The sequence below is a fragment of the Ureibacillus suwonensis genome (genome assembly GCF_042655065.1).
Taxonomy (GTDB): domain Bacteria; phylum Bacillota; class Bacilli; order Bacillales_A; family Planococcaceae; genus Ureibacillus; species Ureibacillus suwonensis.
Genome location: NZ_JBHSNQ010000033.1, coordinates 25,943 through 45,042, shown reverse-complemented (window position 1 = coordinate 45,042; position 19,100 = coordinate 25,943). Strand labels below are relative to the sequence as shown.

The 19,100-nt window shown below is 40.9% G+C and carries 16 protein-coding genes; 11 read left to right on the top strand and 5 right to left on the bottom strand.

Annotation, left to right across the window (positions count from 1 at the left end):
* Positions 1–186: 186 nt before the first annotated feature.
* Positions 187–2,127: an ABC-F family ATP-binding cassette domain-containing protein gene (locus ACFPOH_RS02740; protein ID WP_390308803.1), complete on the bottom strand. Its 1,941-nt coding sequence runs from the start codon at positions 2,125–2,127 to the stop codon at positions 187–189.
* A gap of 136 nt (positions 2,128–2,263) precedes the next feature.
* Between ACFPOH_RS02740 and ACFPOH_RS02735 the strand changes: the two genes are divergently transcribed.
* The 3 genes from ACFPOH_RS02735 to tatC all read left to right on the top strand — a co-directional run bounded on the left by ACFPOH_RS02735 (position 2,264) and on the right by tatC (position 4,134).
* Positions 2,264–2,896 (top strand): redox-sensing transcriptional repressor Rex, encoded by a 633-nt coding sequence (locus ACFPOH_RS02735; RefSeq protein ID WP_342471227.1) that lies wholly within the window; start codon positions 2,264–2,266, stop codon positions 2,894–2,896.
* Between the two features lie 91 nt (positions 2,897–2,987).
* The gene (locus tag ACFPOH_RS02730) at positions 2,988–3,242 is read left to right on the top strand and encodes a twin-arginine translocase TatA/TatE family subunit (protein ID WP_096549778.1); all 255 of its coding nucleotides are present in this window, start codon (positions 2,988–2,990) and stop codon (positions 3,240–3,242) included.
* A 19-nt stretch (positions 3,243–3,261) separates the two neighbouring features.
* Positions 3,262–4,134, top strand: a complete 873-nt coding sequence (tatC, locus tag ACFPOH_RS02725; RefSeq protein WP_342471081.1) for a twin-arginine translocase subunit TatC — start codon at positions 3,262–3,264, stop codon at positions 4,132–4,134.
* A gap of 70 nt (positions 4,135–4,204) precedes the next feature.
* On the opposite strand, the gene ACFPOH_RS02720 is transcribed toward tatC, so the two are convergent.
* Complete coding sequence (locus tag ACFPOH_RS02720; RefSeq protein ID WP_096549776.1) at positions 4,205–4,936, bottom strand: CPBP family intramembrane glutamic endopeptidase; 732 nt, start codon at positions 4,934–4,936, stop codon at positions 4,205–4,207.
* A 243-nt stretch (positions 4,937–5,179) separates the two neighbouring features.
* Here ACFPOH_RS02720 and groES point away from each other — a divergent pair, with 243 nt between their 5' ends.
* The 6 genes from groES (at position 5,180) to ACFPOH_RS02690 (ending at position 12,246) form a co-directional block, all read left to right on the top strand.
* Positions 5,180–5,461 carry a co-chaperone GroES gene (gene groES / locus ACFPOH_RS02715; protein WP_342471082.1) on the top strand — a complete coding sequence of 94 codons (282 nt, stop codon included), beginning with the start codon at positions 5,180–5,182 and terminating at the stop codon, positions 5,459–5,461.
* A gap of 106 nt (positions 5,462–5,567) precedes the next feature.
* The gene (groL, locus tag ACFPOH_RS02710; RefSeq protein WP_342471083.1) at positions 5,568–7,190 is read left to right on the top strand and encodes a chaperonin GroEL; all 1,623 of its coding nucleotides are present in this window, start codon (positions 5,568–5,570) and stop codon (positions 7,188–7,190) included.
* A 609-nt stretch (positions 7,191–7,799) separates the two neighbouring features.
* Positions 7,800–9,005 carry an EAL-associated domain-containing protein gene (locus ACFPOH_RS02705; RefSeq protein WP_390308802.1) on the top strand — a complete coding sequence of 402 codons (1,206 nt, stop codon included), beginning with the start codon at positions 7,800–7,802 and terminating at the stop codon, positions 9,003–9,005.
* A gap of 158 nt (positions 9,006–9,163) precedes the next feature.
* The gene (locus ACFPOH_RS02700; RefSeq protein ID WP_390308804.1) at positions 9,164–10,453 is read left to right on the top strand and encodes a glycoside hydrolase family 18 protein; all 1,290 of its coding nucleotides are present in this window, start codon (positions 9,164–9,166) and stop codon (positions 10,451–10,453) included.
* Positions 10,454–10,907: 454 nt separating this feature from the next.
* Complete coding sequence (locus tag ACFPOH_RS02695) at positions 10,908–11,240, top strand: ArsR/SmtB family transcription factor (RefSeq protein ID WP_342471086.1); 333 nt, start codon at positions 10,908–10,910, stop codon at positions 11,238–11,240.
* Positions 11,241–11,286: 46 nt separating this feature from the next.
* Entirely contained in the window at positions 11,287–12,246 is a 960-nt protein-coding gene (locus ACFPOH_RS02690; protein ID WP_342580537.1) for a cation diffusion facilitator family transporter, read from the top strand.
* 30 nt (positions 12,247–12,276) lie between these two features.
* Here ACFPOH_RS02690 and ACFPOH_RS02685 read toward each other — a convergent pair whose 3' ends face one another.
* Positions 12,277–14,118: a DNA ligase D gene (locus tag ACFPOH_RS02685; RefSeq protein WP_390308800.1), complete on the bottom strand. Its 1,842-nt coding sequence runs from the start codon at positions 14,116–14,118 to the stop codon at positions 12,277–12,279.
* Between the two features lie 96 nt (positions 14,119–14,214).
* Here ACFPOH_RS02685 and ku point away from each other — a divergent pair, with 96 nt between their 5' ends.
* Positions 14,215–15,039, top strand: coding sequence for a non-homologous end joining protein Ku (gene ku / locus ACFPOH_RS02680; protein WP_390308799.1), 825 nt, complete (start codon positions 14,215–14,217; stop codon positions 15,037–15,039).
* A gap of 61 nt (positions 15,040–15,100) precedes the next feature.
* Here ku and ACFPOH_RS02675 read toward each other — a convergent pair whose 3' ends face one another.
* Positions 15,101–16,546, bottom strand: a complete 1,446-nt coding sequence (locus ACFPOH_RS02675) for a tryptophanase (RefSeq protein WP_342471090.1) — start codon at positions 16,544–16,546, stop codon at positions 15,101–15,103.
* Positions 16,547–16,816: 270 nt separating this feature from the next.
* Here ACFPOH_RS02675 and ACFPOH_RS02670 point away from each other — a divergent pair, with 270 nt between their 5' ends.
* Entirely contained in the window at positions 16,817–17,977 is a 1,161-nt protein-coding gene (locus ACFPOH_RS02670; protein ID WP_390308798.1) for an endonuclease Q family protein, read from the top strand.
* Between the two features lie 177 nt (positions 17,978–18,154).
* On the opposite strand, the gene ACFPOH_RS02665 is transcribed toward ACFPOH_RS02670, so the two are convergent.
* A complete protein-coding gene (locus ACFPOH_RS02665) occupies positions 18,155–18,901 on the bottom strand; it encodes an alpha/beta hydrolase (protein ID WP_342471092.1) in 747 nt (248 codons plus the stop codon).
* Between the last annotated feature and the right edge of the window lie 199 nt (positions 18,902–19,100).

Genomic DNA, 19,100 nt, shown 5'->3' with positions numbered 1-19,100 from the left:
CTCGAGCCTCCTCGGAGCTCAATCCTTCGCTCCTGCGGGGTCTCGAGAGGGCTCGTCGCAGGAAAGCTTTTGCTTTGCGACTAAGCGTGCGCGACAGGAGCACTCGCCCCGTCACTCCAATCAATTTATTACAAAAAAATCTTTTTGCAGCTCGTTCACTTTATTAGTTATGTCCCAGCCTCGACATTATTTCAGATTTTCCAATTCTTCATGCAGTTCAAGCCATTCGAGTTCCAGCTCACTGTGGGTTTGTTTTAATGAGTCCAACTCGTTTTGTAGCTCCAATGCTTTTTCGTAATCGCTGAAAATTTCAGGTTTGCAGAGCTCAAGTTCGATGTCATTGATTTTATTTTCAATTTGGGACATGTCTTTTTCGATTTCTTCCAATTTTCTTTGTATTTGTCTTTCCCTTTTTCTGATTTCTTTCGCATTTGCCATTGATGAATGGTCCGTTTTGGTTTCTTGTTTTTCTGCCTGTTTTGCCGCATTCATTTCTGCCAATTCCATCAATTCTTGTTTTTTCTCAACATAGTAGTCGTAATCCCCTAAATATTCGAACGTTCCCGTTGAAGATAGTTCGACGACTTTAGTGGCGATCTTATTGATGAAATAGCGGTCATGGGAAACGAAGAGAATGGTTCCCGGATAATCCATCAATGCATTTTCAAGCACTTCCTTGCTGTCTAAATCGAGATGGTTTGTCGGTTCGTCCAAGACAAGGAAGTTCGCTTTTTGCATCATCAGCTTTGCAAGGGCAAGCCGGGCTTTTTCTCCACCGGACAGTGCGTTGACAGGTTTTAACACATCATCGCCGCTGAATAAAAATTGCCCCAATACGGTGCGGATTTCCTTCTCGGGCAGTAACGGCCATTCATCCCACAGTTCATTCAGCACCGTTTTATTACTGTGAAGTTTTGCCTGATCTTGATCATAATAGCCGATTTTGACATTCGTTCCGTATCGGATGTTTCCGGAAAGTGCCGGCAAATCTTTCACAATGGTTTTTAAAAAGGTGGACTTGCCGACACCATTTGGACCGACGATGGCCACCCGATCCTGCCGGAAGATACGCAAATTGATGTTTCTCGAAACGATATGATGTTCATCATAACCGATGGCCAGGTCATCAACGGATAACACATCGTTTCCGCTTTGCCGTTCAATGTCGAAACCGAATTTTGCGGATCTTTCATCGCCTGCCGGGGCATCCATCCATTGCATGCGTTCCAGCATTTTTCTCCGGCTTTTCGCCAGTTTGGACGTAGATGCGCGGGCGATGTTCTTTTGAATGAACTCTTCCAGCTTGGCTTTCTCATCCTGCTGCTGTTCATACATTTTTAAGTCGCGTTCATATTGCTTCGCTTTTTGATCCAAATAATCGCTGTAATTTCCAACATATTTTGTGACGCGGCCTCTTGATACTTCATATACGATATTGACGATCTGATCCAAAAAATAGCGGTCGTGGGAAACCATTAAAATGGCACCGGAATAGGATTTTAAATAATTTTCAAGCCAGCTTAATGTTTCAATATCCAAATGGTTGGTAGGCTCGTCCAAAATTAATAAATCCGGTTTGCTGAGCAGCAGTTTTGCAAGGGCAAGACGGGTGCGTTGACCACCGGATAAGGAAGAAACGGGTTGGTCATACATGTCGGGATAAAATTTCATTCCATGGAGGACGGAACGGGTATCCGCTTCATATTGGTAACCGCCCGCATCTTTGAAGGCATGCTGCAGTTGGTCATATTCCGCCATGATTCGGGAGTAATTCGTCGGATTTTCATAGACGGATGGATCCGCCATTTGCTGCTCCAATTCACGCAACCGCATTTCCTGCTTTTTCAACGGTTCAAAGACCGTCATCATTTCTTCCCAAATGGTCCGCTTCGATTCGAGGCCTGTATGTTGCTCCAAATAACCGATTGTTATATCTTTAGGAATGATGATTTCCCCGGAATCGTATGACATTTGACCGGCGATGATTTTTAACAGGGTGGATTTCCCGGCCCCGTTACGTCCAACCAAAGCAACGCGGTCCCGATGTTGAATTTCCAGTTTGACATCCCTTAATATTTCATCAGATAGGAAAGATTTCGACAGTTGATTCACTTGAAGTATGATCAATTTTTACACCTCAATTCACTCTTCTATAGTGTAATAGAAGAGGGGATTTCAAGCAATGCGCATGCTTTACTTATTGAGCTATGTTTAGTAATATAAAATCAATTTCGATTTGAAAGTAAACAGGGGGATTATCGTGGTGAAAAAAGATATAAAAATTCCACAAGCGACAACAAAAAGACTTCCTCTTTATTATCGCTTCTTGCAAAATTTCGCAAATGCCGGAAAACAGAGAGTTTCATCTCAAGAATTAAGCGAGGCAATGAAAATTGATTCCGCAACAATTCGAAGAGATTTTTCTTATTTCGGAGCTTTAGGAAAAAAAGGATACGGATATGATGTTGCATACTTGCTGGAATTTTTCCGGCAAATTCTCGACCAGGATGAGGGGGCAAACGTTGCCCTTATTGGTGTGGGAAATTTAGGAAATGCTCTATTAAAATATAACTTCCAGAAAAATCATAATACAAGAATCGTCGTTGCTTTTGATACGAAGGCGCCGATGGAGGGGCATGAAGTCAATGGGATCCCGGTTTATCATCCGGATCGATTAGAGGAAATGTATCAAAAATATAATGCGGAGCTTGCCATCTTGACGGTTTCTTCGCGTTCAGCCCAAGCCATTGCGGATCGCCTGGCAGCCATCAATGCAAAAGGGATATTGAATTTTACACCGGTCCGGCTGAACGTTCCGGATACGATGAAAGTGATGAATATCGATTTGGCTGTGGAATTGGAGGCTTTAATCTATTTAATTCGCAATAGTGATTGATGAAAAGTTTTCACAAACATTCATTTGATATGTAATGCAAAATGTGTCGAATTGGGGTAAAATAATTACATATTTAGAGGAGGTGGCATCAATGGTTGTGCACTTAAGTGCAATTTCACCAGCAGCTCTTGTCGTTATAGGGATTGTGGCTTTAATCATTTTTGGACCGAAAAAATTGCCTGAATTTGGACGAGCAATGGGAACGACATTGCGCGAGTTCAAAAAAGGTACGCAAGGGTTATTAGATGATAACGAAAGTACAGAAAAAAAGAATATTATTGAAATAGATCAGCAGCAAAAATCCATTGAAACGGTTGAAACGAAAGAAAGAGAACAGAATAAGTAATTTTGAGGATGTCTAGCAAATGGATCCAAAAGAACTTCCGGTTATAGAACATATAGAGGAATTAAGAAAGCGCTTAATCATATGTGCGGTTTTTTTCGTTATTGCATTATTTGCTGGATTCTACTTGGCGGAGCCGATTATCAAATACATTCAGTATGATGCAGAGCCATTTATCGAACACTTTAAGCAGAATAATGAACAGTTGGATCAATCAAATGAACTCACGTTAAATGCTTTTAAAGTGACCGATCCGCTCACCGTTTATTTGGAAGTGACATTTTTTGTTGCATTGATTTTGACATCGCCGGTGATTTTATATCAACTTTGGGCGTTTGTTGCACCGGGATTGTATGAAGCGGAACGGAAGGCGACATTAAAATATATCCCTTACGCTTTCATCCTGTTTTTGGCGGGCGTATTGTTCGGTTATTTTATCCTTTTTCCGAATGTCATGAATTTCATGATGAATTTGTCCGAGCGGTTAGGAATTCAACAAGTGATTGGGATAAACGAATACTTTTCCTTTCTCTTCAAATTGGTGATTCCTTTTGGGCTTTTGTTTCAACTCCCGGTCATCACCCTGTTTTTATCACGGCTCGGTGTATTGAATCCGAAGTGGATGGTCAAATTCAGAAAGTATTCTTATTTCGTGCTCTTTGTGATTGCCGTACTGATTGCGCCGCCTGATTTGGTTTCGTATATCATCCTGTCGATTCCGTTGTTCATTCTATATGAATTCAGCATTGTGATTGCAAAAATCGGATACAGGAAATTTGAAAAATCGGAAGAACAGCGGTTGAAGGAAGAAAAGGAAGCGGAACAGAAACAACAGGTGGAAGCGGCACTGGCGGAACAACGCCGCCAAATCGAACAAATGAAAGAACAAAATTAAAGCCTATTTTCAATGATGTGAATTCATTGAAAATAGGCTTTTTTTTTTCATCTTTAAATTCCTGCAAAAATCAATGATTGAAAAATTGTTGGATTTTATCAATGTTCAATTGCAAGTAAGTAACGAAACCATTCAACAGCATATGGGCAATAATCGGAGTAATTAAACGCTTTGTCTTATAATACAAGTAAGATAGGATAAAGCCGGTAATTGTATAAAGGATAATGTGACTGAAATCCAAATGGATGATGGCAAAGAAGATGGCACTGACAAATGCGGCCACCCAAAAGTTGTTTTGTGCTTGCATGATGGAACCGAAAATTACCCGGCGAAACACAAGTTCTTCCAGGACAGGCCCAAAAAATACGGAAGCAAAAATCATCACCGGTGCGATTTTTGTCACTTTGATAATGGCTTCCGTGTTTTCGGAGCCGGGATTGATGCCTAATGATGATTCAATTTGTACGCCGATCACTTGGCCAAGATAAATCATGAAAAACCCGACAATTCCCCAAACAATGGCCACGGGCAACGGCTTTTTTTCTCCCTTTAAGCAATTCCAAAAGTTTTTATTCCTTGAAATAAGAAGAATGGAGATGATGAATGCAATCCCCGCCGTGATGGAAGACCACCATCCGGCCAAGGCAATATTCGCTGAACTTCCTTCCAAATCAATGAAACTTAAAAAGAAGTTTTTTAGGGGAGGTATCCAAAGTAAAAAGGAAGAAAGTTGAAAAGCGATGTAAGTGATTAATACATAAAATGCAGTTTTTTGAGTTTGCAAATTTTTTGAACTGGCCAATCGTATGATTCCCTCTTTCCCGAAAAAATGTTTAAAATGTAATTGGAGGCATAAACTGACAAGTGTGATTGCTTCTTTTTACTAACCATATTCTATTGTAGAGGAAGTTAGAAAGAAAAGAAATTTTTTATACTTCTCACTTGCAAAAATAGGAACGATTCATTATTATATAATTGTGTTAGCACTCGGTTGGGTGGAGTGCTAATAATGGTAGTTAAAATATGATTTAGGAGGTTGTTTCACTTGCTAAGACCATTAGGAGATCGCGTGATTATCGAATTAGTTGAGGTAGAAGAAAAAACTGCTTCCGGACTTGTACTTCCAGATTCCGCGAAAGAAAAACCACAAGAAGGTAAAGTGGTGGCAGTAGGTCCTGGCCGTGTATTGGACAATGGAACTCGCGTTGAACCTGAAGTAAAAGAAGGAGACGTTATCATCTTCTCCAAATATGCGGGAACAGAAGTGAAATACGAAGGCAAAGAATATTTAATTTTAAGAGAAAGCGACATCTTAGCTGTTTTATAATAAATAGACCGAACAATCAAAATTGCGCCTACTAATTTTTATGAAATGGCAGGCATTTTTATCCCAATTTTGATTACCGAAAGAAAAAATACGGAGGTAAGACAAAATGGCAAAAGACATTAAGTTTGCAGAAGAAGCTCGCGCGTTAATGTTAAAAGGTGTTGATAAATTAGCGAACGCGGTGAAAGTGACATTGGGTCCAAAAGGCCGCAACGTTGTTCTTGAAAAGAAATTCGGTTCACCTTTAATCACAAATGACGGTGTAACAATCGCAAAAGAAATCGAACTTGAAAACCCATATGAAAACATGGGGGCAAAATTGGTTGCTGAAGTTGCTTCCAAAACAAACGAAGTGGCAGGGGACGGTACAACAACTGCAACTGTTTTGGCACAAGCGATGATCCGTGAAGGTTTGAAAAACGTAACAAGCGGTGCAAACCCTGTTGGAATCCGCAAAGGGATTGACAGAGCGGTTGCTGCTGCTATCGAAGAATTGAAAAATATTTCCCGTCCAGTTCAAAACAAAGAAGAAATCGCTCAAGTCGCTTCCATCTCTGCAGCTGATGAAGAAGTGGGTAAATTCATCTCTGAAGCGATGGACCGTGTTGGTACTGACGGTGTTATCACAATCGAAGAATCAAAAGGTTTCGCTACTGAATTGGATGTAGTGGAAGGTATGCAATTCGACCGCGGTTACGTATCCCACTACATGGTAACTGATACAGACAAAATGGAAGCAGTTCTTGAAAATCCTTTCATCTTAATTACAGATAAAAAAATCTCCAGCATCCAAGACATCCTTCCATTATTGGAACAAGTTGTTCAACAAAGCAAACCATTATTAATCATCGCTGAAGATGTTGAAGGTGAAGCTTTGGCAACATTAGTATTGAACAAATTGCGCGGAACATTCCAAGTTGTGGCTGTAAAAGCTCCTGGATTCGGTGATCGCCGCAAAGCGATGCTTGAAGATATCGCTATCTTGACAGGTGGACAAGTGATCACTTCAGACCTTGGTTTAGACTTGAAAACAGCTGACCTTTCTCATCTAGGACGCGCTGGCAAAGTGGTTGTAAACAAAGACAACACTACAATCGTTGAAGGCGCTGGAGACCAAGCTGCGATCGAATCACGCGTAAATCAAATCCGTGCGCAAATCGAAGAAACAACTTCAGAATTCGATAAAGAAAAATTACAAGAACGCTTAGCGAAATTAGCTGGCGGTGTGGCAGTAATCAAAGTGGGTGCTGCTACTGAAACAGAATTGAAAGAACGCAAACTTCGCATTGAAGACGCATTAAACGCTACACGTGCAGCGGTGGAAGAAGGTATCGTTGCAGGTGGTGGTACTGCATTAGTAAATGTTTACAAAGCAGTAGAAAAAGTATTGGATGAAACAGAAGGCGATGTAGCAACTGGTGTGAAAATCGTGCTTCGCGCCCTTGAAGAACCAGTTCGTCAAATCGCAGAAAATGCCGGCTTAGAAGGTTCAATCATCGTAGACCGCTTAAAACGCGAAGAAGTGGGAATCGGCTTCAATGCTGCTACAGGTGAATGGGTGAACATGATCGAAGCTGGTATTGTTGACCCAGCAAAAGTAACTCGTTCCGCATTACAAAATGCTGCATCTGTTGCTGCATTGTTCTTAACAACTGAAGCGGTGGTGGCTGACATTCCTGAACCACCAGCACAAAATCCAGGTATGCCAGATATGGGCGGCATGATGTAATCGAAAGACTTCAATAACACCATCTTTTGGAAACGGTGATATGGTTAAAGGGTTCTTTCCATCCCAATGGAGAGAACCCTTTTTTATGCTTTTATATTGAAATTTATGCTCAATCAGAATAATCTGTTCGCGCGGAAAAAAGATACCTGTTTTCTCTTTCGTTCTACATGGCTTTCAAGATAAAATAATTGAACTAGCAGTTTTAAATCTATAAAACCTAAAAGAAGAATTCGCCCCAAAAGCCGGAGTTGGAATCAAACTTTTGGGGTGATTTTATATTTCTATAATTTAAAATAAAATTTATAAGAATAGTATGTTTTAAAATCTGAAAAATTATTTTATAATAATGAATAATTCACTATGCTATGTTGTATTTTATATGGAACAAAAATTTCAAAGGAATATTGGATAGATTTTTCACGGGTTGGTATTGAAAATCATCTGAAACGAAGAACAAATGGAAGTGCAAAATCGTTTTATTATATAAAACAACCGTATGTAAGATGCAACCAATGTTCCATATCTGTTTCTTTTTGATAATTTTCTTTTCATGTATAATACAATTAGCTAGTTTTTGTAATGAAACATCATTGTGTGTGGAGGTTTCTTATGGAAGCATTAGATATTTTAGATAGTTTAAACGAAATGACCGTGTTTTATGAGCCAATTTTTAGTGCGGATTCGCATTCGATTGTCGCTTATGAAGTTTCCGGAAAACTTACAGTAGACGACAAAACGATCGATATTATCGATTTTACATACGATTCTACGATGCCTGAAGATTTGCGGAAAGAAGTGGAGCTTTATTTAATTGATAAAGCTTTGTCGGAAACGAAGGACGCACTAAAAGAATATTATCTTTACCTTCCTTGCAACCCAAATCTGTTTATGACGGATATAGGTGACGCCTATTTCCAAACTATCAAGAAAAATGTTGATGAATCGCTATTATCAAAAATCTACCTGGTGATTCCGGCGCATAAGTATGAAGGGGAAGCCGAGGATTTGCATCATCCAATCCGGTATATGAAAACATATGGAGTCAAAATTGCTTTGGACGAAATCGGAAAAGACAGCAATCTGGATCAAATTTTAATGTTGGAGCCCGCCGTCTTAATCATTAATATCAGCCAATTGAATTATGATGCATGGGGTTCCCAAAATCCCGTTTTTACGACTATTCAAAATTTGGCGATCAAAATGGGCGCCGCTTTAATGTTTCATGATATTAAAACGGACTATCAATTGCATCATGCTTGGAAACATGGTGCCCGTTATTTCAAGGGAGAATATTTACAGAAACCTTCTACACAGTTGAATCCGAAAGATGCATTAAAAGAGCGGTTCCGCAATGATTGCAAACAGTTTATCGCAACGGAAAGAAAGCAGCTGGAATTGAAATATGAAGAAATGAAAAAATTGAAACGAAACATTTCGACCATCGTGGAACAATCAAAAATACAAAGCAATGATGTGGAGTCACTCTTGGCGTTGGCAAAAAAATTGAATCAATATGCTTTTCGATTTTATATTTGCAATGAAGAAGGTTTTCAAATTTCACCAAATATCGTGCGCAAAAATGGTGAATGGGTAGTGGAAGAAGAGGCGCTCGGAAAAAACTGGAGTTGGCGACCATATTTTCTATTGAATATCATTAAATTAAAAGATGATGCGAAAGGTGAATTGTCAAATATCTATAGCGATATTAAGACAGGGGAATTGACGCGCACGTTTTCAATGAAACTGGATGACGATGAATATTTATTTGTCGACATTTCGCACGATTATTTATATGAACATAACCTATTGATATGATGATGCTGTTCATAACCAACCAACAGCAGTGTCGGAGGCCGTCCGGAAAGCCTGACTTTCTGGATGGCTTTATTTTTTGCGGCAGGGAAAACGAATTTTCCTTGCAAAGGCATCATAAAATCTATTGATTGTCATAAGCGCGTAAAGGAGGAAGTGCCATACAAATACATGTCGTTCGGCCGGGAGAAACGATTTGGGGAATCGCGCAAAGCTACAATGTAAATGCTCAAACAATCATACAAACCAATCAAATCGAAGCCCCCGATGAATTAGTGGTAGGGCAAGCCATTGTCATTCCGATTGTAGGAAGCTTTTACTGGGTTCAGCCTGGGGATACCCTTTTTACCATCGCCCAACGTTTTGGGATGAACTATATCACCCTTGCGCAAGTGAACGGTCTCAATCCCAATCAACCATTGCTTCCAGGATTAAGATTATACATTCCTCCGCGGCAGAAAACGGATGCCGAAGTGAATATTTACATTGAACCGACCGGAGATGCAGTCAGCCAAGTACTGTTGAACAGCGCCAGGGAGGTGGGAAGACACCTCACTTACTTGGCGACATTCAGTTATCAGGCAAGAAGAGATGGCAGCCTTGTGCCGATGCCGATTCAGGGAATCCCGGAGGTGGCCCGCAATAGTGGAGCTTCCTTGATGCTTGTTGTGACGAATTTGGAAAATGGCCAGTTTAGCGGGGAACTGGGCAGGGATATACTGCAAAGTTCAGCCGTGCAAGATGTTCTTCTCGATAACATCATTGAAGAAGCAAAACGCATTGGAGGCGTATCGGATATTCATTTTGACTTTGAGTTTTTGCCGCCGGATCAGAGAGAAGCCTACAATAATTTTTTAAGGAAAGCGGCGGATCGTCTACATGCGGAAGGATTGCTGATTTCCAGTGCGTTAGCGCCGAAATTGTCCCGGGAGCAAGCGGGGCAATGGTACGAAGCCCATGATTACAGAGCCCACGGGGAAATTGTTGATTTTGTTGTATTAATGACTTATGAATGGGGGTACTCAGGGGGACCGCCAATGCCGGTGTCGCCCATTACGGAAGTGGAGAAAGTATTGAATTATGCTTTGACGGAAATTCCTCAGGAAAAGATTATGATGGGGCAAAATTTATATGGCTATGATTGGACTCTTCCCTATGTGGAAGGGGGAAAATACGCGAGAGCCATCAGTCCCCAGCAAGCTATTGCCATCGCCCGCGATCATCATGCGGAAATCCAATATGATTACGTTGCCCAAGCGCCATATTTCTATTACATCGATGATGAAGGAAACCGGCATGAAGTGTGGTTTGAAGATGCCAGATCCATTCAGGCTAAGTTCGATTTGCTGAAACGATTGAATTTGCGCGGAATCAGTTATTGGAAGTTAAGTTTTACGTTTCCGCAAAATTGGTTGTTGATCCAGGACAATTTTAACGTGACAAAAAGGTGAGAGGGTATTCGTGTCCGTTAAAAAGTAAAAGAAATCCTCCAAATGAAAAGCCCGGCTTCCGGCAGAAAGGTTTGATGCTTCAAATGGATTGAACCGGGCTTTTTTGTGTTTATGTCTTAAACTCTCTCTTTTATAACAAAAAATTACTTGATAATAGCAATCAAATACCGGTATATTGAGCTGGGAATCATACCGGCAGAAAATAACAAGTTTAATCCGAAGCGCTCTGTCACATATACTGAATTTGTTACGTCCGCTGTACGATTTGCCCGCAAAGCGGTTGAAATGGACGTTGAGTTTTAAACAAGCCACTATCCACCAATGATTTCATTGGTGGATATTTTGGTATTGGGCAGATAGTTGAAAAATAAAAAAATGCTTCCCGAAGACTTCGTTATTGTTTATAATATTCGTATATGAATAAATGTTTATATACGAATTGGTGGTGAGTGCAGTGGAAAACGATAAAGAACTTCATGATAACGATGAAGAACTATTTGATTTGGATGAAGAGACGTTGTTTTTAGTATCCCAAACCTTTAAAGCGTTGAGCGATCCAACCCGAATCCGGATCTTATACTTGCTTTCCAAAAAAGAGTGTTCAGTGAGTGAGATTGCAAAAAAATTAAATTTAAGCCAACCGAACGTTTCCCATCAATTGCGTTTTTTAAAAAACTTGCGCCTTGTCAAATATCGGAGGGAAGGAACGACGCTGTATTATTCCACCGATGATGACCACATTATGCATATGTTGTACCAAACGATCGAGCATTCGCAGCATAATTAACAAAAAATATATATGAACATATACTAATATAAAAGGAGGTATGATGATGGGACATGGACATCATCATGCACATCACGATCATACACATGGTGCCAATAAGAAAACATTAACCATCGCATTTTTTATCATCGCCGCCTACATGGTTGTGGAAGCAATCGGCGGTATAGTGACAAACAGCCTTGCATTGCTTTCCGATGCCGGACATATGTTGAGCGATGCCATTTCATTGGGTGTCGGTGTCCTTGCTTTCAAGTTTGGAGAGAAGGTGGCGGATTACAGCAGGACTTACGGGTACCGGCGTTTTGAAATATTGGCCGCCGTTTTTAACGGGGTCACATTGATGATCATTTCCATTTTCATTTTTATTGAAGCCATTGAACGCTTTGTTCGCCCCACGGAAATTTCATCCCATGGCATGTTAGGGATTGCAATTGTCGGATTGGCAGTCAATATGCTTGTGGCATGGATATTGATGCGCGGCGGAGATACGCACGATAATTTAAATATGCGGGCGGCTTTTCTCCATGTGATCGGTGACATGTTGGGCTCTGCTGCCGCAATTCTGGCCGCGATATTCATAATGCTTTTTGATTGGAAATGGATGGACCCGCTGGCAAGTATCATCGTGGCGCTTATCATCATCAAGGGCGGCTACCGGGTGACGAAAGATTCCATTCATGTATTGATGGAAGGCACGCCAAGCAACGTCAACATCGATGAAATCATATCATTATTTAATAATACGCCAGGCATTATCGGGATTCACGATTTGCATGTATGGTGTATTACCAGCGGTCAAAATGCGTTATCGTGCCATGCGGTAGTGGAAGACAGTTTATCATTAAAAGACATACAAAAAATATTAAAAAATATCGAACACGAACTGTTGCATTTGGGGATTGCCCATATGACAGTGCAAATTGAGGACGGGGAACATGTGCATGATGATTCCGTCTTATGCAAGAATAACGGCCATTCCCATCATCACCACCATCACCATCACTAAAATGAAGCCTCCATCAAGGGAAGATGGAGGCTATCGTTGTTGCAATATTTTCTTTAACTCTTCCAAGACCTCTTTCAGCGGCTGTTTTTCTCCCGCTTCAAAAAAGTGGTTGAACGGATCTCCTGATGCCTTTACCCTTTCCATGACGGTTGGAATGGTAAAGTTATTTGGATGCAATCCTTCCTTCACTTCTTCCCATAGCAGCGGTGTGGCTACACATCCCCATTCATTTCCCCGCGGCGAGTAGGGGGCGATGATGGTTTTTCCCTCGGCATGTTGCACATAGTCCAAGTATAATTTATTGCCCCTTTTCTTTTTCAGCCTTTCCAATGTGAACATTTGCGGGTTCCGATCGACTAAGAACCGGCAAATGAATTCAGTAAAAATGCGGGTTTCATCATAAGTGAACCGGTTTTTTGGAAGGGGAAGATAGACTTGCAACCCTTTGCCGCCGGAGGTTTTTACGAATGAATGGAGTTGAAACTGGTCAAAGATGGCTTTCATTCTTAACGCGGCTTCCATTGCAAGCGGAAATTCATTCACCGACGGCGGATCCAAATCGAATACGATTTCAGTCGGACAATCGGTATCGACCGTCTGAAAAGGGATATGGAATTCCAATGCCAATTGATTGCCGAGCCAGAATAAGGTTTCCAAGTCATTGCAAACAATATAATCAATATCATCGATCCGTTTGGTTTGTACAAAATCCGGTGCATAATCCGGAACATTTTTTTGATAAAAATGTTCTTCAAGTACGCCGTGGGGAAACCGGATGGTAGTTAGAACACGGTTTTGCAAAAAGGGAAGCAAATAAAGGGCAATGGTTTCCAAATAAAGTAGATAATCCACTTTCAACAAATTCATTTTCGGCCAAACCGGTTTATCCGGATGGGTGATTTCCACTTGTTCGGGGATTGGATGAAGTTGATTCTGGAAAGTTTTCCAATTACATTCTTCAGGTGTCAAGTCGAAACGGAAAGAATGGAATCTCGGCTCCCTCAATTTTTTTCCATCAAAATCGATGCATGCGATATCGACGCAAATGGAAGGGGGCAAAGTCCAAATGGAATCGAAAGTTTTTTCTCCCTTTGTCTGGAAAAAGGCGGCGAGTGTCTGAAATTCTTCATTGGAAAGGCCATGTTTAAAAGCGGTGACTTCCATTAATTGATTGTCCTTATATATGGCGCCGGTGAAATAATCATTTTCTTTGTTGAAAGTGTGAACGATAACCGATACATAGCGCCAATTTTTTATTTTCAGCCAGTCCGTTGTTCTTTTTCCGCTTGTCCAAAGGCTGTTTTTTCGCTTGGCGACCATCCCTTCACCGTTATGTTTTTTGATTTTTTTCCAAAGTGCATCGCCTTGTTCATAGCTTTCAATACATTGGATTTGCCCGCGATGATAAAATGTGGTTTTTCCTGGAATTCCGGCTTTTCCAAACAATTGGGATAATTGTTTTTTCCGTTCGACGAGAGGAAGCCTTTGCAGATCTTCCCCCTTTGCCATCAACAAATCAAAGGCGATGTATTGGCAAGGGAATTGTTTGCTTGCCTGTCGGATTTTTTGAATGGATTTTGTTTTTCCGCGGGATTGGACGACGGAGAAATTGCTTCGAAAATTGTTTTCCAAGTAGACGATTTCACCATCCAATGTCAGCGGAAGAAAAGGTTTCACCTTTGGATAAGAATGTTTGCAAAAATCGATCAGTTCCGGAAAGAGGGGCGACAAATCCCGATGATTTCTGCTGATGATTGCGGGAACTTCTTCTTCCCATTGCAAAATCGCCCGATATCCATCATATTTTGCCTCATATATCCATTGATCTCCTGTTGGCCATTCGTCAGCGGATGTCAACAACATCGGTTTCATGGCATAACCTCTTTTTTCATTATTGTTCAACGGCACGCAAAGGATATACATAGTTCTTTTTCAATAAAGCATAATAAGAAAAAAGTAGGTGACGTTATGCACACGATGTGGAAAGGCAGCATCAGTTTCGGTTTAGTGAACATACCAGTAAAGCTGCATGCGGCCACAGAAGATAAAGATGTGAAATTGAGGCAACTCCATAAAGAATGCCATACGCCGATCAATTATAAAAAGGTGTGTCCCGTTTGCGACCGGGAAGTAAAAAATGAGGAGATTGTCAAAGCTTTTGAATATGCAAAGAATAAATTCGTCGTGCTGGACGAGGAAGATTTGGAAGCATTAAGAAAAGAAAATGAAGAAAAAGCGGTTGAGATTCTGGAATTTGTGAAGCTGGAAGAGATTGACCCGATTTATTTTCAAAGAAGCTACTTTTTATCGCCGGATACAGGAGGAATGAAAGCCTACGCATTGCTCCGGCAAGCCTTGAAAGAATCAGGAAAAATAGGCGTGGCGAAAATTACGATCCGTTCAAAAGAGCAGTTGGCGGTTGTGAGAGTATATGAAGATACCTTGTTGATGGAAACCATTTATTTTCCGGATGAAGTGAGAAAGTCCAGTGATGTACCAAACATTCCCGGTGCGGAAAAAGTGGTGGAAAAAGAATTGGAAACGGCATTGATGTTGATCGATCAATTGACGGTGAAATTCGAACCGGAGAAATATCATGATGAATACCGCACAGCTCTTCTTGAATTGATCGAGAAGAAGAAAGCGGGAGAAACGGTGACTGCCGCAGAGAAAAATCCGGCCATCCCGCCGGATATGACAGATTTAATGAGCGCTCTCGAAGCATCATTGGACAAAGTGAAAAAGAAACCTGCAGCCAAAAAGAAAAAGGCAAAAGAGAAGAAGGAAGCGTAGCGCTTTATTAAAAAAGGACATTCCAAAGGAGATGCCTTTGAAATGTCCTTAATCTTTTGGATTATAAACTGTCGCCGAAATCCGCTCTGAATTTTTCGACAAGGCGTTCCGGCCAATCGGATAACGCATCCAATTTTCCAACGAAGAATCTTAATACTTTTGGCTCGTCCACATATTTTAAGCCCTCGATGATGTCCCGGTTTTCATATAGCCAACTAACCCGGTCGACTACATATTGAATTTGGGACAATGTGAAAACTCGTCGAGGAACGGCAAGGCGAACCAATTCCATATTGGCAAGTTGTTCTACGCCGTTTTCATCCCGGGCTTCCGACATCGTTCCCCGTTCCATGCCCCGCACTCCGCTTGCGATGTAAATGGCAGCCGCCAATGCTCCCGCAGGATACTCATGTTGCGGTACATGTGGCAGGAATTCCATTGCATTGATATGGCAGCCGAGACCTCCAGGAGGTGTAACAACCGGCACACCCTTTTTAAGCAATTCATTCGTCATGTATTCGATGAAGAGCGGTCCCTGGTTGATCATTTCTTCGTCCATTGTTTCTTCCAAACCGATGGCAATGGCTTCGATTTCACGGACACTCATTCCGCCATATGTTAAGAATCCTTCATATAGTGTCACATACTCACGCATTGCACGCATATCTTCTTCACTATCTGTAATGATGCCTCCACCGCGGGCGAATCCGAGTTTACGTGCAGAGAAGTAGATAATATCGCACAAGTCGGAAATTTGCCGTGTGATTTCACGGATTGTCATATTCTTGCATTCATCTTCTCTCTGTTTGATGAAGTACAAGTTGTCTTGCAGCAAGCTTGCATCAAGCACCAATTTGATTCCGTATTCATCACAAACTTTGCGCACTTCCCGCAAATTGGCCAAAGAGAATGGTTGTCCACCGATCAAGTTTGTACCGGCTTCCATGCGGACAAATGGGACATTTTCAGCCCCGACCTCCCGGATGAGGCCGATAAGTTTTTCGATATCGATGTTTCCTTTGAAAGGATGATCGCTGTTTAATTTCAATGCTTCATCCGTAAAGATTTCAACAACTTTTCCGCCGTTTTTTGTTATATGGGCATGGGTTGTTGTAAAGTGATAGTTCATTGGAACATATGTGCCTGGTCTTACATATGTAGTGCTTAAAATATTTTCACAAGCACGGCCTTGGTGAGCCGGAAGGAAATATTTTTTTCCGAAGATCTCTTGAATGGTTTTTTCCAGTCTTGTGAAAGAAGCGCTTCCCGCATAGCTGTCATCCGCTTCTAACATGGCAGCTTGCTGGCGGTCACTCATGGCGTTGACACCGCTGTCTGTCAACATATCCAAAAATACGTCTTTATTTTGCAGAAGAAACGTATTAAACCCGGCTTCTTTCATCGCCTTTAAACGTTCTTCCACCGGCAGCAAATTAAGTTTTTGAATGATGCGGACTTTATGCATTTCCAAAGGTATCTTTTCCCCTGAATAAAACTTAACAGTCATTTGATCTTCCCCCTGCCTCTTTATCCCTTTATTACTTTAACGCTTCAACGCTTCAACTCGATGAAACATTGCTATTTTAATCATACATAATTTCTGAAAAAAATTAAGATGCTATTAATATCATTAGAAGAAATGGTTACTTTAGATTAAAAACTTTATATTAAATAGAAAATTGATTAATAAAAGTTATAGCGAAAATGAAGTTTCGATCCACTACATAGAAAGCAACCGGAAAAGACATGATAAAATAAAAGAAAGGACGGGATGATCTTGAAAAATTATTATGTCGATTTACATATACATATCGGGAGAACGGAGGGCGGACGTGCGGTAAAAATAACGGGAAGCAAAGATTTGACGCTAAAAAATATTTTAAAAACCGCTTCCAGTCAAAAAGGTCTTGATATGATCGGCATTATCGATTGCCACTCACCGGAAGTCATAAAGGAAATGGAAGAAATGATGAATGATGGAAGGATGGAACCTCTTCCGGAAGGCGGTTTAAGATTTGAAAAGACGACCCTTATTCCGGGTTCCGAAATTGAAATCTACGATGAACATTGTAAAGGACCCATCCACGTGCTTGCTTTTTTTCCAACCCTCGAATGGATGAAAGAATTTTCCGGGTGGATGCGAATGTTCGTCAAAAATATCCATTTAAGTTCCCAGCGGATTTATTGCAGCGGTAGGGAATTGCAGGGAAAAGTCAAAGAAATGGGAGGGCTTTTCATACCTGCCCACGTTTTTACCCCTTTCAAAAGCTTATATGGAAAAGGGGTCGAAAAAAGTTTGACGGAAGTGTTCGATCCTGAGAAGATTGATGCGGTTGAGCTCGGATTAAGTTCCGATACATACATGGTGCAAGGTATTAGTGAATTGGAAAAATACACGTTCGTCACCAATTCCGATGCCCATTCCCTCGGGAAACTGGCGCGGGAATATCAAAAAGTGCAGATGGTAAAGCCGAATTTTCAAGAACTCGTATTGGCCCTCAAGGAAAAGGGAGAAAGAAAAATTGTAGCCAACTATGGCTTAAACCCGCTACTCGGAAAATACTATTCCACTGCTTGCCAGGAATGTGGTGAACGGGTGGAAGAAGGGGAAAGTTGTCCGAAATGCGGAAGCCATCATTTCGTAAAAGGGGTTTCGGTAAGAATTCGGGAATTGACGGATCTTGAACGGCCTACCCGTCAAAGGCCCCCGTATATCCATCAAGTGCCGCTCGATTTTATACCGGGTGTTGGAAAAAGGACGATTCAACGGCTGATTGATGCGTTTGGAACGGAAATGGCCATTCTGCATGAAGTGTCATTGGAAGAACTCGGTCAAGTGGTGCCTGGAAAAATCGCCAAAATGATCGATTTGGCAAGGAAAGGGGAATTGAATATTGAAAGGGGTGGAGGCGGAGTGTACGGGAAAGTCGTTGAATGAAAACGGGCACTTTAGTTTATCCTGAAACATTGCACAAAAAAACAAGCTACGAAATTTGACGGGGATCATTTTCGTAGCTTGCTAAAGGGATGTATGTCTCAAGGACATATTTATATCATAGCAAATTGGGGAATTTGCTAGGGGATACATTATTATTATGGCAAGAAGAATCGAATTTTATTCTTCCCAATCCAAACTTTCAAAGAACCGGTATACTTCTTCAAATACAAGTTCACGTTCTTTGTCAACCGTTAAAATGTGACCTGAATTGATGAAGCTTTTTACCGATTTAATGCGCGAATTGACGGAATTGTAAATATAATCCGCGCTTTTGCAATAGTACTCATCATCATGTAAGCCGCGCAAGATGTGAACAGGTTTATCAATTTTATTCAATTTTGCGCTTGTATCATTAATAATGCCTTGCAAATATTCAAGCTTCGGCATTTGATATCTTTTTGCAATAACTTCTGGTTTATCTTCTTCTTCATTATATGTTCCAGTCAGCTTTTTGTAATTAATTGTATAGCTAATGATGCGTTGTTGCAAGCTATCAACACTTTTATCCAATGCTGGTGCGGACATTGTTACAATCGCTTTGATTGGACGTTCTTCGCCAAGGCGCAATGAGAAAATGCCTCCGAGAGAAACACCAGCAACGGCAATTTCTGTATAGCCACGTCTTCGAAGCTCATCATAACCCTCAACTGCACTGTTCCACCATTCAATCGGATCGGTTTGAATGAGGGCTAAAGGATCACCGCCATGGCCTTTATACAAAGGAGCGTGAACCGTATAGTTGCGTTCTGCTAAATAGCGGCCTAAACGTTTCACATCATTTGTGTTGCCTGTAAAGCCATGCAATAATAAGACAGCACGTTTTCCCGCCTCAATCGTAAATGGTTTTGGCGAAATGATTTTCATTCTGAAGAACTACTCCTTTTTAACCGTAATGTGACAGAAAATTTAAAAAGAATTTGAAAATTGTTTGAAAATTTAAGAAAAATACTTGTGTTTTTTTAAGATTTTTGGTATTCAAACTCAACGTTTAACTTTATTATAGATATAGACTTACATAAATACAATTTATTATTTCTATCAAATTGATTCGATTCGGTTATCA

Excerpts from the sequence above, each read along its gene's own strand:
- ACFPOH_RS02730 (WP_096549778.1), top strand. The coding sequence starts at position 2,988 with ATGGTTGTGCACTTAAGTGCAATTTCACCAGCAGCTCTTGTCGTTATA.
- tatC (WP_342471081.1), top strand. The coding sequence starts at position 3,262 with ATGGATCCAAAAGAACTTCCGGTTATAGAACATATAGAGGAATTAAGA.
- groL (WP_342471083.1), top strand. The coding sequence starts at position 5,568 with ATGGCAAAAGACATTAAGTTTGCAGAAGAAGCTCGCGCGTTAATGTTA.
- ACFPOH_RS02705 (WP_390308802.1), top strand. The coding sequence starts at position 7,800 with ATGGAAGCATTAGATATTTTAGATAGTTTAAACGAAATGACCGTGTTT.
- ACFPOH_RS02690 (WP_342580537.1), top strand. The coding sequence starts at position 11,287 with ATGGGACATGGACATCATCATGCACATCACGATCATACACATGGTGCC.
- ACFPOH_RS02685 (WP_390308800.1), bottom strand. The coding sequence starts at position 14,118 with ATGAAACCGATGTTGTTGACATCCGCTGACGAATGGCCAACAGGAGAT.
- ku (WP_390308799.1), top strand. The coding sequence starts at position 14,215 with ATGCACACGATGTGGAAAGGCAGCATCAGTTTCGGTTTAGTGAACATA.
- ACFPOH_RS02675 (WP_342471090.1), bottom strand. The coding sequence starts at position 16,546 with ATGACTGTTAAGTTTTATTCAGGGGAAAAGATACCTTTGGAAATGCAT.
- ACFPOH_RS02665 (WP_342471092.1), bottom strand. The coding sequence starts at position 18,901 with ATGAAAATCATTTCGCCAAAACCATTTACGATTGAGGCGGGAAAACGT.